Below are 12645 nucleotides of genomic sequence, written 5' to 3'. Positions count from 1 at the left end.
AGCGGGATGTCGGGCGAGTTCCTCGGTTCGGGCGACCCTGCCTACGAGGCCAAGGTGTTGATGATCTCGGTAGCGGCTCGGATGGCGGGAATGCATCCGCAGACCCTGCGCCAGTACGACCGACTGGGGCTCGTGCAGCCCGGCCGAGCCGCTGGTGGCGGGCGTCGCTACAGCGTCCGCGACGTCGTGTTGTTGCGCGAGGTGCAGCGGCTCAGTCAGGACGACGGGATCAATCTGGCCGGCGTCAAGCGGATCATCGGGCTGGAGCGGCTGTTGGAGCAGGCGCAGCAGCGGGTGGCCCGGCTGGAGGCGGAGCTGGACGCCGCGTACCGCCGGGTGGCGGAGCTGGAGTCGCTGGCCCGCTTCCCGGGCCGGGATCTGGTGCCGACGAACCGCACGTCCACCGCCCTGGTGGTGTGGCGCCCCCGCCGTACGCCCGATCGCTGAGCTGCCGCTCACCCGGATCTGTCTTGTTGGCCCGGATCGCGCCGGATTCCCGGCGCGGTCCGGGCCGCTTCGGTTAGCCTGTCGATAAGGGTCCAATCGGCTTAATCCGGACCTACCGGCATGGCAAGGGAGAGCGATGGCGGAACCGGCGAAGAAGATGGCCCAGCAGACCGAGGACCGGTTGGAGAACCTGGCCGAAACCGTCCGCAAGAAGTTCGACAAGGTGACCGAGGGAACCTACCGGGACCGGGTCATCGCGGGCCGGTTCGCCGAAAACGGCGACCACCCCGCCGAACGGGACCGAGCCAAAACGGAACGCGAGCAGGACTGACCGGTAACCAACGTGCGGGCCGGGACCCACGGGGGGTCCCGGCCCGCACGTGTTTGTCGGTGCGGGCCGGGACGCGGTGATGCCGCGGTGGGGGTCCCGGGGCGTTCGTGTTTGTCGGTGCGGGCCGGGACGCGGTGATGCCGCGGTGGGGGTCCCGGCCCGTTCGTGGTCGTCGAGTGCGGCCCGCGGCGAGGGGGTCGGCGATCGCTCGGGTCCTTTGGAGCTGAATCGTCTACGACATCACGCGGTGGCTCTGCTCCGACCGCGCCGGCGGTCGGAGCGACCCGCATGTGGCGGGCATGAATCGTTTACGACATCAGCTCCATAGGGGCATGGTCGCAGTTGGCTCCCGCCGATGGTCAGCGAATCCGGCGGTTCAGCCGAGGCGGCGGTTCTCGCGGACCAGGCCGCCTTCGCACCAGTCCCGGTAGACGAAGAGGTCCGGTCTGGCCAACAGCACCCGGCCGTTGTGTGCCCAGACCTTCATCAGTTCGTCGCCGTCACGCTCGGCCTGTTCGACAAGCTTGCGAAATCGGCGCTTGGGATGGGCCCGAAAGTTCGTCCGGATGCCGTCGGCCGCGTAGATGTAGAGGCAGTGCAGCGCGAACCGCCGGGCCGGGCAGGTCGGATCCATCGCTAACTCGAAGAGCGTCAACACCAGCCGGTCGCCGGAGACCAGCAGGTCCCAGTCCGGTGGCATCGACGCCAACGGCACTGAATCGGGCTTGTACGCCCAAGCTCGCAACTCCGCCGGAGTCGGATCGACGGGGTTGGCGAAGCCGCGGAACGTCGACTCTTGCACGCTCACCGGCTGACCTTCCGCTCTCGCCCGCGTTTGGCAACGCTGCCTGCGGACCCTGGCTGCTGGGGCGAAACGGTAACCCGCCGTCGGGTGCTGCGGTAGTACCCGCGAGGAGCAATTCCGCAACCGTTGGCATGGGTGGGTCGGTTACATCGACGACGCAGCAGAGTTCAGGTGGACCTCAGTGCAGTGAGTCGACGACCGGGGCCGGCCCCCGCCGCTGAGCCGCCGCGCGGTTGCGCAGCCACCGCTTGAACCATGGGAAGTCCGGCAGCCGGGCCAGGATCGGCCCGGTCACCACGGTGATCAGGACGTACGTCGCGGCCAGCGCCGCCAACCGCGGCTCGACGCTCCCGGCGGCCACCGCGAGACCGGCGATGACGATGGAGAACTCACCTCGGGGTACGAGTGCCAGGCCGGTCCGCCATCGACCGGGTTCGGCGATGCCGACCCGACGGGCGGCGAGGTAACCGGTGGCCGTCTTCGTCGCCATGGTGATCACGGCCAGCGCGAGCGCCGGCAGCAGCACCGGCGGAATGTCCTGCGGATCGGTGGTCAGACCGAAGAAGACGAAGAACACCGCGGCGAACAGATCCCGCAGGGGCGAGAGCAACTCGGTGGCGTGGTGCGCCACCGGGCCGGAGAGCGCGATGCCGACGAGGAACGCGCCGACCGCCGCCGACACCTGGAGCGACGCGGCGATGCCCGCGATCAGCAACGTCAGACCGAGTACGCCGAGCAGCAGCGCCTCCGGGTCCTTCGCCGACAGGGCGGACGAGATCAGGTGGCCGTACCGGATGGCGACCACCAGCACGATCAGCACAGTGCCCACCGCGACGGTGAGCGCGATCCCGCCGCCGAGCAGGCCGGTGCCGGCGAGTACGGCAGTGACGAGCGGCAGGTACAGGGCCATCGCCAGGTCCTCGATGACCAGCACCGAGAGGATCACCGGGGTTTCCCGGTTACCGAGCCGGCCCAGGTCGGCGAGAACCTTGGCGATCACCCCGGAGGAGGAGACCCAGGTGATGCCGCCGAGCACCAGGGCGGCGACCCAGTCCCAGCCGAGCAGCAGGGCGAAGGCCGCGCCGGGCAGCGCGTTGAACACGCCGTCGATCAGCCCGGCCGGGGCTGCCGAGCGAAGGTTGCCGACCAGTTCGTTGGCCGAGTACTCCAGGCCGAGCATCACCAGCAGCAGGATGACGCCGATCTCGGCGCCGACCGCGAAGAACTCCTCGCTGGCGGCGAGCGGCAGTAGCCCGCCGTGCCCGAAGGCGAGCCCGGCGAGCAGGTAGAGGGGAATGGGCGAGAGGCCGAAGCGTCGGCTCAGCCGGCCGAGGAGGCCAAGCAGCAACAGCAGCGCACCGACTTCGATGAGCAGCGTGGTGAAATCGTGCATCCGCCTCAGCCGTCCGGGTCACTGTCGGCGAGGATGGCGGACACACCGTCGAGACCTCTGCGGGTCCCGACGACGACCACCACGTCGCCGGCTGCGAAGCGGAAGGAGGGGAGTGGCGAGACGATCACTTCGCCTTCGCGCAGCACCGCCACGATGGAGGCGCTGGTGCGGGTACGCGCCTTGGTGTCGGCGAGCTTCCGGTTGACGTACGGGGAGCCGGCCGTGATGGCGATCTGCTCGGTGAGCAGACCAGCGGCCTGCTCGCGGAGCCCGGAGAGCTGACCGAGCATCAGCGACGCGCCGAGGATGTCAGCCAGAGCCTCGGCCTCGTCGTCGGTGAGCGGAATGTCCGCCTGGCAGGCATCAGGGTCGTCGGGATCGTAGAGAACGAGATCACGGCGGCCATTGCGATGGGAGACGACGCCCAGGCGGCGTCCGGACTCCGTCACCAGATCGTGACGTACCCCGATCCCGGGTAGGGCGGTCTGCTCGACACGTACTCGCACCAGCCAAGGCTACCGCTTGATGAACAATCCGCAGATCTTGGACGGCCGCCGGTCGTCAGACCAGGCCCTGCGCAGCTTGTCGATCAAGCGCTGGCGGGTCAGCGGAGGCTGGCGAAGAACTCGCGGATGTCGGCGACCAGCACCTCGGGGGCCTGGTGGGCCGCGTAGTGGCCACCGACGTCGCCCCGGCCCTCGACGTCGGCGTCGTACGCCGTCCACCGGACGATGTTCGAGTGGTCCCGCTCGGCGAAGGCGCGGATGGACTGGAAGTCCCCGGGGAACATGGCCAGCGCGGTCGGTGCGGTGGTCGGCTCGGTCGGCGGCTCGCCGGCGTGCGCGTCCTCCCAGTAGAGCCGCATCGCCGAGGCGGCCGTCCCGGTGAACCAGTAGAGCGCCACGTTGGCCAGGATGAAGTCGGCGTCCAGGCTCTCGTCGAAGAGCTGGGCGTTCCAGGCGAGCAGCCCCACGGGTGAGTCGGTCAGTCCGAACGCCAGGGTCTGCGGCTGCTGACTGTGCACCTGGTTGAAGGAGAACTTGTTCTCGTAGAACCACTGGAGGTGCCCGAGCGCCGCCTGGTCCGCCTCGGAGAGCCCGGCGAACTCGGCCGGGTCGCCGGAGGGGAACGAGAAGAGCTGAGTCACGTGGACGCCGAGCACGTGCTCCCGGTCGGTCCGGCCCAACTCCGGCGAGATCATCGAGCCGGCGTCGTTGCCGACCGCGCCGTAGCTGTCGTACCCCAGGCGGTTCATCAGCTCGGCCCAGGCGCGGGCGATGCGCAACCGGTTCCAGCCGGCGCTGCGGGTCGGGCCGGAGAAGCCGAAGCCGGGCAGCGACGGGACGACCACGTGGAAGGCAGGCGCGTCCGGGTCGCTCGGCTCGGTGAGCGGGGCGATCACGTCGAGGTATTCCAGCACCGAGCCGGGCCAGCCGTGGGTGAGCACCAGCGCGGTGGCGTCCGGCCGGGACGACCGGACGTGCAGAAAGTGGATCCGCTCGCCGTCGATCTCGGTGACGAACTGGGGGTGGGCGTTCAGGCGGGCCTCGACGGCGCGCCAGTCGAACCCGCCCCGCCACCTGTCGACGAGGGCGCGCACCCGGTCGTTGCTCATCCCGTACGAGTCACCCGTTCCGGGCAGCTCGACGGGCCAGCGGGTGCGGTCCAGCCGGGCGGCCAGGTCGTCGAGGGCGGCCTGCGGGATATCAACGCGGAACGGGTGGACAGCGGTGTCACTCATGCCGGAACTCCTTCGGAACGGAATGTTTCGTTCTGCAATCACGATAGCAGATCGGAACGATCCGTTCCACTGTTAGTCTGAACGCATGTCACCGACGTCCGGCAAGACCCTCGGCGGTCGCCGCGCCCAGGCCGCCCGCAACGACGAGGTCATCCTCGAAGCCGCCCGCGCCGTCTTCCTCGACGACCCGAAGGCCCCGATCGCCGCCGTCGCCGAGCGCGCCGGCGTTGGCATCAGCGCCCTCTACCGGCGGTACGCGGGCAAGGAGGACCTGCTGCGCCAGCTCTGCCACGACGGGCTGCGTCGGTACGTCGCGGAGGCCGAGACCGCCCTCGCCGAGCCGGACGACTGGGCCGCGTTCACCGGTTTCCTGGCCCGGGTGGTCGACGCCGACGTGCACTCGCTCACCGTCCACCTGGCCGGCACCTTCACCCCGACCGAGGAGATGGGTCGGGACGCGGTGCGTGCCGGCGAGTTGGCCACCGCGCTCGTGGACCGGGCCCGCGCGAGCGGGCGGCTGCGCCCCGATGCGGTCGTCCACGATCTGGGGTTGTTGTTGGAGGCGTGCGCGGCGGTCCGCGTACCCGATCCGGAGCGGACCCGTCAGCTGCGCCGTCGCCAGCTCGCGGTCCTGGTGGCGGGCCTGTCGTCGGCGCCGGACGCTGGCCCGCTGCCCGGCCCGGCTCCGGCGGCCGGCGAGTTCGACTGGCGGTGGCGACGCCGGGAGTGATGGGCGTCACGCGCTAAGGTTGAGCGGAATACGCTCAACTCTGGTTGTGTCCAACCCAGTGGACAACGCCGATCCGGGGGAGCCCATGAACACCGAAAGACTCACCACCAAGAGCCGCGAAACCATCACGGGCGCTGTCGCGCTGGCCAACCAGCGTGGTCACGCCACTGTCGAGCCCTGGCACCTGCTGCTGTCACTCCTGGACACCGACGGCTCGACCGCCACCGGTCTGCTGCGCGCCGTCGGGGCCGACCCGACCGAGCTGCGCCAGGCCGCCCAGCGCGCGGTCGACAACCTGCCGGCCGCCCGCGGCTCCAGCATCGCCGAGCCGACGTTGGCTCGGGAGTTCGTCAACGCCATCGGCGCCGCCGAGCAGATCGCCCGGCCGCTGGGCGACGAGTACACCTCCACCGAGCACCTGCTGGCCGGCCTGGCCCGGGTGGGCGGGGCGGTGTCCGGCGCGCTGAAGACCGTCGGTGCCACCGAGGAAGCCCTGGTCGCAGCCTTCCCGACCGTGCGCGGTGGGGACCGTCGGGTCACCACCGCCGACCCGGAGCAGACCTACCAGGCCCTGACCAAGTACGGCGTCGACCTCACCGCCAGCGCCCGCGATGGCAAGATCGACCCGGTCATCGGCCGGGACTCCGAGATCCGCCGGGTCATCCAGGTGCTCTCCCGGCGTACCAAGAACAACCCGGTGCTGATCGGCGAGCCCGGCGTCGGCAAGACCGCGATCGTCGAGGGCCTGGCCCAGCGGATCGTCACCGGCGACGTGCCCGAATCACTCCGCGACAAGAAACTGATCTCGCTGGACCTCGGCGCGATGGTCGCCGGCGCGCAGTACCGCGGCCAGTTCGAGGAGCGACTGAAGTCCGTCCTGGAGGAGATCAAGAACTCCAACGGGCAGGTCATCACGTTCCTCGACGAGCTGCACACCGTCGTCGGCGCGGGCAAGGGCGAGGGCTCGATGGACGCCGGCAACATGCTCAAGCCGATGCTGGCCCGTGGTGAGCTGCGGATGGTGGGCGCCACCACGCTCGACGAGTACCGCGAGCACATCGAGAAGGACCCGGCGCTGGAGCGCCGTTTCCAGCCGGTGCTGGTCGGTGAGCCGACCATCGAGGACACCATCGGCATCCTGCGTGGGCTCAAGGAGCGCTACGAGGTGCACCACGGCGTACGGATCACCGACGCCGCGCTGGTGGCCGCCGCGACGCTGTCCGACCGGTACATCACCGACCGGTTCCTGCCGGACAAGGCGATCGACCTGGTCGACGAGTCCGCGTCCCGGCTCCGGATGGAGATCGACTCGCGTCCGGTCGAGGTGGACGAGATCGAGCGGGCCGTCCGGCGGTTGGAGATCGAGGAGATGGCCCTGGCCAAGGAGCCGGACGCCGCCTCGGCCGAGCGGTTGGAGCGGCTCCGCAAGGAGTTGGCCGACAAGCGTGAGCAGCTCACTGTGCTCTCCGAGCGCTGGCAGACGGAGAAGAGCCACATCACCAAGCTCTCCACCGCGAAGGAGGAGCTGGAACGTCTCGGCGGTGAGGCCGAGCGGGCCGAGCGCGACGGCGAGCTGGAACGCGCCGCCGAGCTGCGTTACGGCCGGATTCCCGCCCTGAAGGTCGAGCTGAAGCAGGCCGAGGAGGAGCTGGCGCAGCTCCAGGCCGACGGCGCGATGCTGAAGGAGGAGGTCGGCGCGGACGACATCGCCGCCGTGGTCGCCTCCTGGACCGGCATCCCCGCCGGCCGGCTGCTCGAGGGTGAGACGGCCAAGCTGCTGCGGATGGAGGAGTCGCTGGGCGACCGGGTGGTCGGCCAGACCGAGGCGGTCGGCGCGGTCTCCGACGCGGTACGCCGTGCCCGCGCCGGTATCGCCGACCCGGACCGCCCGACCGGCAGCTTCCTCTTCCTCGGCCCCACCGGCGTCGGCAAGACCGAGCTGGCCAAGGCCCTCGCCGAGTTCCTCTTCGACGACGAGCGGGCCATGGTCCGCATCGACATGAGCGAGTACGGCGAGAAGCATTCGGTCGCCCGCCTGGTCGGTGCCCCGCCCGGCTACGTCGGTTACAACGAGGGTGGTCAGCTCACCGAGGCGGTGCGCCGGCGGCCGTACTCCGTGGTGCTGCTGGACGAGGTGGAGAAGGCTCACCCGGACGTCTTCGACGTGCTGCTCCAGGTGCTCGACGACGGCCGGCTCACCGACGGCCAGGGCCGCACCGTGGACTTCCGGAACGCGATCCTGATCCTCACGTCCAACCTCGGGTCGTCGGTGATCAGCGACCTGACGCTCGCCGACGAGCAGCGCCGCGAGGGCGTGCTGGCCGTGGTCCGCTCGCACTTCAAGCCGGAGTTCCTCAACCGGCTGGACGACATGGTGGTCTTCGCCTCGCTGCGGGGGGACGACCTGCGCTCCATCGTCGACATCCAGCTGCACCGGATGCGGCGGCGGCTGGCCGATCGTCGGCTGGGTCTGGAGATCACCGATGCCGCCCGGGACTGGCTGGCCGAGCACGGCTACGACCCGATCTACGGTGCGCGACCGCTCCGTCGCCTGGTTCAGAGCGCGATCGGAGACCAACTCGCCAGGGCCCTGCTCTCCGGATCGATCCGAGACGGAGAAACGGTGAAGGTGGACCGCTCCACCGAAACCAACACCCTCTCCGTATCCCCCGCCTGACCCCCCGACGCGGTGATCAAGAGGTTCGCGTCAGGTTCGCGTCCGCTCCTGACGCAAACCTCTTGATCAACAGGGTGGGGCGGGGGTGGAGTGGGCCCGGACGGGGAAAGGGTGGAGGCATGTTTGGGATGCGGAAGGCTTGGGAGCGCGAATTGGGCGCCGCCGTGGACGAGTTGGTGGCCGCTGACACGCTCGCCTTTGGTGGGGTGGGGATCGCGGGCACGCTGTTGCCGGTGACCGAGGCGTACCACCGGGTCGAGGCCGCCCTCGGCGACCACCCCGATGAGGTACGCCGCCAGCTCGACCGGGTGCTGGCCGACGGCACACCCGCCGGCCGGGCGTACGCGGCCACGCTGCTGGAGCGGGTCGACCCGGAGAAGGCCCGAGCGACGTGGACGTCGCTGCGGGACGATCCGAGCGAGTTGACCACGTTCGTCGGCTGCGTGATGGACCGGGAAACCCTTGGCGCCTACGCCAGTCGGCGGCTCGCCGCAGCATGATCCATTCGCCGGTCGGTGCTGCCCGATCGGTTCTGCCGGTCGCTGGCGACGCACCGTACGTTGCCAGCCATGAGCCCGCCCGCCACCGTGCCGCGTCCGCCCCGCCCGGCCACCGTGACCATCGCCTTCTGGCTGCAACTGACGGTGGTGCTGGTGCTGCTCGGCCTGGCCGCGCTCGCGGTGGCCGAGGCGGTGCGCTTCGATGGCCAGATCGACCGCGCGGTACGACTGGTGCCGGACGCCGACCCGGACGAGGTGGCCGGCGAGCGGCAGGGCAACGTCGCGATGACACTGATCCTCGGCGTGCCGGCGGTGTTGCTCGCGGTCTGGCTGGCGGCCACCGCCGTCCCGGTCCGGCGAGGTGCCAACGTCGCGCGGATCCTGGTCTTCGTGGCCAGCGGAGCGCAGTTGCTGGTCTGCTTCGGGCAGTGCTGCTCCGGAGGGTTCCTCGTGCCGCTGCTGACCATGCCGGAGATCGGCGACGAGCCGCCACCGGACTGGGACGAAGAGTGGGAGAGCTCGACGTTCTTCGACACGCTGTACGCCGGCACCGACCCCTGGGAGGACCTGCTCGTCCCCGCGGCAGGGTTGGGTGTGCTCACCGTTCTGGTCCTCTCCGCAGCCGTGGCCCTGCTCCTGGCGCTGCCGCCGGCGAGCCGCTGGTTCGTGCCGCGTACCGCGAACGAGGCGCTGCCCGGCCCGGCGTGGGTGATGCCCGCCCTCACCTACGCCCCGACCGGTTACGGATATCCGACAGCCCCACCGGTGCCGGGCTTCCTGCCGCCGAACCAGCCGCTCCCACCCGGCTACCTGATCTGCCCCGACCCGGCCGCGCACCTGACGCCGGGAGCGCCGGCCGCCCCACCAGGGCCGACCGGACCGCCGGTGCCGCCTCCGGAGGACGCACCCGAGGACACCCGCTAGTTGAGCTGTCGGCCACAGCACGGGCCTTCCGGGTGCCGACGGTTGTTACCGTCTGCGCCGACGTACCTGGGGAGGTGGTCGCGTGGACGCGCTGGTGACGTGCCTGGTGGCGGCTGTTGCCGTACTCGCGGTGGTCGTGGTCGTCGTGCGGGCCCGCCGGCGGCCGACGGGCCGGCCCGTCCACAAATCGGCGGAGCCGCCGCGCGGCGGCCCGCTGCGCCGGCTGGCTCCGGGTGACAGCGTGCGGATCCGCGAGCGGGAGTACGCGGTGAGCGCCACGATCCGCCTGGTCGAAGGCGACTGGAGTTGGGTGCAACACCTCCTCGACGACGACTCCGGCACCCGCCACCGGCTCTCCGTGGAGGACGGCCCCGAACTGGAGTTGGTCTTCTGGACCCCGGAACCGGGCGCCACCGTCACCCCGGGGGCCCCGACCATCGAACTCGGCAGGCGGCGCTTCACCTGGGCCGAGACCGGGCAGGCGCGTTACACCGCGACCGGCGAGACCGAGCTGCCGTCGACCGGAACGATGCGCTACCACGACTACCAGTCCGGTGGCACCGCACGGCTCTCCTTCGAGGCGTACGGCGAAGAGGGTTGGCGGGTGGCCCGCGGTGACCTTCTCGACCCCGCCGACCTGACGATCCTCCCGCCCCGGGTCTGAGGCCGTCGAGGCCGGCCAGGCGGACGCGCCGGGCTCGTCACGGCATGCCGAACTGGCCGGTTGTCGATACGGTGTGGGCGCGATCTTAGGGAAGGAGAATCGTGGTCGATTCCCAGAGCACGCCGGCCCGTCAGCGGCCATCCATTGTGTCGATTTCCAGTTACCTGCTCTTCTTGTTCCTGGCGCTCCAGGTGGTCAGTCTGATCATCTCGCTCAGCACCTTCGGCAAGACGCGGGACGCGCTCCGCGCGGCGTACGAGGGCAGCGCCACCGACGGTGACCAGGTGGCCGACGTCTTCGCCGTCGTCGGCATCGGTGGGAGCATCGTCCTGCTGCTGCTCGCGGTGGTGCTGGGCGTGCTGGCCCTGTTCAACAACCAGGGCCGCAACGGCGCCCGGATCACCACCTGGATCGTCGGCGGCATCATGGTCTGCTGCCTGGGTGGCGGTCTGCTCAGCAACGCGGCCGGCAGTTTCACCACCGGTGGCGGGACCAACGGCGACGCGCCGAGCCCGGAGGAGATCCAGCGCCGGCTGGACGAGGCACTGCCCTCCTGGGTCACCCCGGTCAGCCTCCTGCTCGGTGTGCTCGGCCTGATCGCGCTGATCACGGCGCTGGTCCTGCTGGCGCTGCCGAAGGCGAACCCGTTCTTCCGCAAGCCCACAGCGGGCTGGGAACCGCCCACCCCGGGCGCCAGCTACCCGGGCCACCCGCAGGCGCCGGGTCAGCCCGGTTACCCGCAGGCATCCGGTGAGCCGGGTTATCCGTCGAGTGGGGAGCCGAGCTACCCGCCGCCACCGGCAGCGGACCGGCCGGACGACACGCCGCCCACGGATCGGCCCGGGTCAACCCCGCCGCCGAGCAACTGACGGTTCGATAAGCACGACGCCGACGATCCCTCCGAGTAGGTTGCAACCCGACGCCTACCGGAGGGATTCGTCGTGTCGTACCCGGAATCGGCACCGGCCCGCCGGCCCGCCGCCGCCCTGACGGCCGCGACCGTGCTGTTGGTGATGGCGGTCGCCGCGCTGGCGTACGCGGTGGTCTCCCTGGTGGTGCTCGGTGGGACGGTCGACGGGTTCCGGTCCGCCGCCCGCGACACCTCGGCGAGCCCGGAGCAGGTCGACGGCGTGGTGGCTCTGCTCCGTGCGTCCGCGGTGCTGTCGGCGGTGGTGGCGGCGTTGTCCGCGCTGCTGCTGGCCGGCCTGGCCCTCGGTCTGCTGGCCGGTCGCAACGGCGTCCGGGTGGCGACCTGGGTGGTCAGCGGGCTCGGTCTGCTGGCCGCCTGTTGCAGCGTGGTGGTGGTTGTCGGCGAACGGGCCGCGCCGCTGCGAATGGGCTCCGGCGACCGGTCCCTCGCCGAGTTGCTGGGTCTGGTCGGCGACGCGTACCCGTCCTGGTGGATCCCGCTCAACGCCGGGCTTTCCGTCGCCCAGGCACTCGGTTACCTTGTAGTAGCTACGCTGCTGGCGCTGCCGGCGGCGAACAACTGGTTCGGCCGCCACCGCCCGACGGCGCCAACCGCACCGCCCCTGTTCCCGCCCGCCCCGCACCAGCCCCCGTCGGCGCCGCACACGCCCCCGTACCCGCCCAGGTGAGGACCGCTCCGTGACGCTCGACCCCACGACTGCCGAGCGCCGAGCCCTGATCACCGGGGCCACCGCCGGCATCGGCGCGGCGTTCACGCGACGACTGGCCGCCGATGGCTGGCACCTGGTGCTCGTCGCTCGCGACGCGGCCCGGCTGGCCGAGCTGGCCGCTGAGCTGGGTGCCACGTCCGGACGCGAGGTGGAGACGATCTCCGCGGATCTGTCCACCGACGACGGCTGCGCCACCGTGGAGCAGCGGCTCGCCGACGGCAGCCCGGTGCATCTGCTGGTCAACAATGCGGGGATCAGCCTGAACAAACCGTTCCTGCGCTCCACGGCGGAGGACGAGGCGCGACTGTTGCGACTCAACGTCCACGCGGTCATGCGGTTGACCCTGGCGGCGCTCCGACCGATGACCGAACGGCGAAATGGGGCAGTGATAAATGTCTCTTCGGTCGCCGGGTTTGGTACGGCCATGCCCGGATCGACGTACTCCGCCAGCAAGGCGTGGGTCACCAACTTCAGTGAGTCCGTCGGCCAGTCGGCGCGGCCGTTCGGCGTTCAGGTGATGGCCCTCTGCCCCGGCTACACCCGCACCGAATTCCACCAGCGGGCCGGCATCAACATGTCCAAGACGCCGGAGTGGCTGTGGCTGCGGGCCGAGGACGTAGTGGACGAAGCCCTGCGTGACCTGCGCAAAGGCAAGATGGTCAGCATCCCGGCGTGGAAGTACAAGGTGGTCGTCGCAGGTATGCGACACGCGCCGCGGCGGCTGCTCCAGGCGGTCGCGCGAGACACCCGCGGCCGGATCGGTCGCGACGAGCGCTGAGCCCCGACCGGCCCG

14 protein-coding genes are annotated in these 12645 nt (G+C 70.6%); 10 read left to right on the top strand and 4 right to left on the bottom strand.

Annotated elements, in window-relative coordinates; all coding sequences use genetic code 11:
* The first annotated feature begins 6 nt into the window (after positions 1 to 6).
* Together ACZ6NZ_RS03740 and ACZ6NZ_RS03735 are read left to right on the top strand one after the other, a co-directional pair.
* Positions 7 to 447 (top strand): heat shock protein transcriptional repressor HspR, encoded by a 441-nt coding sequence (locus ACZ6NZ_RS03740; protein WP_030332087.1) that lies wholly within the window; start codon positions 7 to 9, stop codon positions 445 to 447.
* 136 nt (positions 448 to 583) lie between these two features.
* Complete coding sequence (locus ACZ6NZ_RS03735; RefSeq protein ID WP_465855433.1) at positions 584 to 778, top strand: hypothetical protein; 195 nt, start codon at positions 584 to 586, stop codon at positions 776 to 778.
* 376 nt (positions 779 to 1154) lie between these two features.
* On the opposite strand, the gene ACZ6NZ_RS03730 is transcribed toward ACZ6NZ_RS03735, so the two are convergent.
* The 4 genes from ACZ6NZ_RS03730 to ACZ6NZ_RS03715 all read right to left on the bottom strand — a co-directional run bounded on the left by ACZ6NZ_RS03730 (position 1155) and on the right by ACZ6NZ_RS03715 (position 4717).
* A complete protein-coding gene (locus ACZ6NZ_RS03730) occupies positions 1155 to 1586 on the bottom strand; it encodes a hypothetical protein (RefSeq protein ID WP_465855431.1) in 432 nt (143 codons plus the stop codon).
* 175 nt (positions 1587 to 1761) lie between these two features.
* Entirely contained in the window at positions 1762 to 2976 is a 1215-nt protein-coding gene (locus tag ACZ6NZ_RS03725) for a cation:proton antiporter (RefSeq protein ID WP_366606122.1), read from the bottom strand.
* 5 nt (positions 2977 to 2981) lie between these two features.
* Entirely contained in the window at positions 2982 to 3482 is a 501-nt protein-coding gene (locus ACZ6NZ_RS03720) for a cation:proton antiporter regulatory subunit (RefSeq protein WP_354943754.1), read from the bottom strand.
* 98 nt (positions 3483 to 3580) lie between these two features.
* Positions 3581 to 4717, bottom strand: coding sequence for an epoxide hydrolase family protein (locus ACZ6NZ_RS03715; RefSeq protein ID WP_465855428.1), 1137 nt, complete (start codon positions 4715 to 4717; stop codon positions 3581 to 3583).
* Between the two features lie 85 nt (positions 4718 to 4802).
* Here ACZ6NZ_RS03715 and ACZ6NZ_RS03710 point away from each other — a divergent pair, with 85 nt between their 5' ends.
* The 8 genes from ACZ6NZ_RS03710 (at position 4803) to ACZ6NZ_RS03675 (ending at position 12630) form a co-directional block, all read left to right on the top strand.
* Positions 4803 to 5447: a TetR/AcrR family transcriptional regulator gene (locus ACZ6NZ_RS03710; RefSeq protein ID WP_465855426.1), complete on the top strand. Its 645-nt coding sequence runs from the start codon at positions 4803 to 4805 to the stop codon at positions 5445 to 5447.
* An 85-nt stretch (positions 5448 to 5532) separates the two neighbouring features.
* Positions 5533 to 8124 carry an ATP-dependent chaperone ClpB gene (clpB, locus tag ACZ6NZ_RS03705; RefSeq protein ID WP_465855424.1) on the top strand — a complete coding sequence of 864 codons (2592 nt, stop codon included), beginning with the start codon at positions 5533 to 5535 and terminating at the stop codon, positions 8122 to 8124.
* A gap of 128 nt (positions 8125 to 8252) precedes the next feature.
* Complete coding sequence (locus ACZ6NZ_RS03700) at positions 8253 to 8624, top strand: hypothetical protein (RefSeq protein ID WP_465855422.1); 372 nt, start codon at positions 8253 to 8255, stop codon at positions 8622 to 8624.
* A gap of 69 nt (positions 8625 to 8693) precedes the next feature.
* Positions 8694 to 9548, top strand: a complete 855-nt coding sequence (locus ACZ6NZ_RS03695) for a hypothetical protein (protein WP_465855420.1) — start codon at positions 8694 to 8696, stop codon at positions 9546 to 9548.
* An 82-nt stretch (positions 9549 to 9630) separates the two neighbouring features.
* Complete coding sequence (locus ACZ6NZ_RS03690; protein WP_366606111.1) at positions 9631 to 10212, top strand: DUF4178 domain-containing protein; 582 nt, start codon at positions 9631 to 9633, stop codon at positions 10210 to 10212.
* 101 nt (positions 10213 to 10313) lie between these two features.
* Positions 10314 to 11081 (top strand): hypothetical protein, encoded by a 768-nt coding sequence (locus ACZ6NZ_RS03685; protein WP_465855418.1) that lies wholly within the window; start codon positions 10314 to 10316, stop codon positions 11079 to 11081.
* 72 nt (positions 11082 to 11153) lie between these two features.
* Entirely contained in the window at positions 11154 to 11810 is a 657-nt protein-coding gene (locus ACZ6NZ_RS03680; protein ID WP_465855416.1) for a hypothetical protein, read from the top strand.
* 10 nt (positions 11811 to 11820) lie between these two features.
* Positions 11821 to 12630 (top strand): SDR family NAD(P)-dependent oxidoreductase, encoded by an 810-nt coding sequence (locus ACZ6NZ_RS03675; RefSeq protein ID WP_366606105.1) that lies wholly within the window; start codon positions 11821 to 11823, stop codon positions 12628 to 12630.
* Positions 12631 to 12645: the final 15 nt, after the last annotated feature.

The sequence above is a fragment of the Micromonospora sp. NPDC047756 genome (assembly GCF_055587245.1).
Note: the sequence above shows the minus strand (reverse complement) of the source record. Positions and strands in the feature narration are given on the sequence as shown.

Coding starts and splice junctions, on each gene's coding strand:
- ACZ6NZ_RS03725 (WP_366606122.1), bottom strand. CDS start 2,976: ATGCACGATTTCACCACGCTGCTCATCGAAGTCGGTGCGCTGCTGTTG.
- clpB (WP_465855424.1), top strand. CDS start 5,533: ATGAACACCGAAAGACTCACCACCAAGAGCCGCGAAACCATCACGGGC.
- ACZ6NZ_RS03700 (WP_465855422.1), top strand. CDS start 8,253: ATGCGGAAGGCTTGGGAGCGCGAATTGGGCGCCGCCGTGGACGAGTTG.
- ACZ6NZ_RS03740 (WP_030332087.1), top strand. CDS start 7: ATGTCGGGCGAGTTCCTCGGTTCGGGCGACCCTGCCTACGAGGCCAAG.
- ACZ6NZ_RS03715 (WP_465855428.1), bottom strand. CDS start 4,717: ATGAGTGACACCGCTGTCCACCCGTTCCGCGTTGATATCCCGCAGGCC.
- ACZ6NZ_RS03695 (WP_465855420.1), top strand. CDS start 8,694: ATGAGCCCGCCCGCCACCGTGCCGCGTCCGCCCCGCCCGGCCACCGTG.
- ACZ6NZ_RS03735 (WP_465855433.1), top strand. CDS start 584: ATGGCGGAACCGGCGAAGAAGATGGCCCAGCAGACCGAGGACCGGTTG.
- ACZ6NZ_RS03710 (WP_465855426.1), top strand. CDS start 4,803: ATGTCACCGACGTCCGGCAAGACCCTCGGCGGTCGCCGCGCCCAGGCC.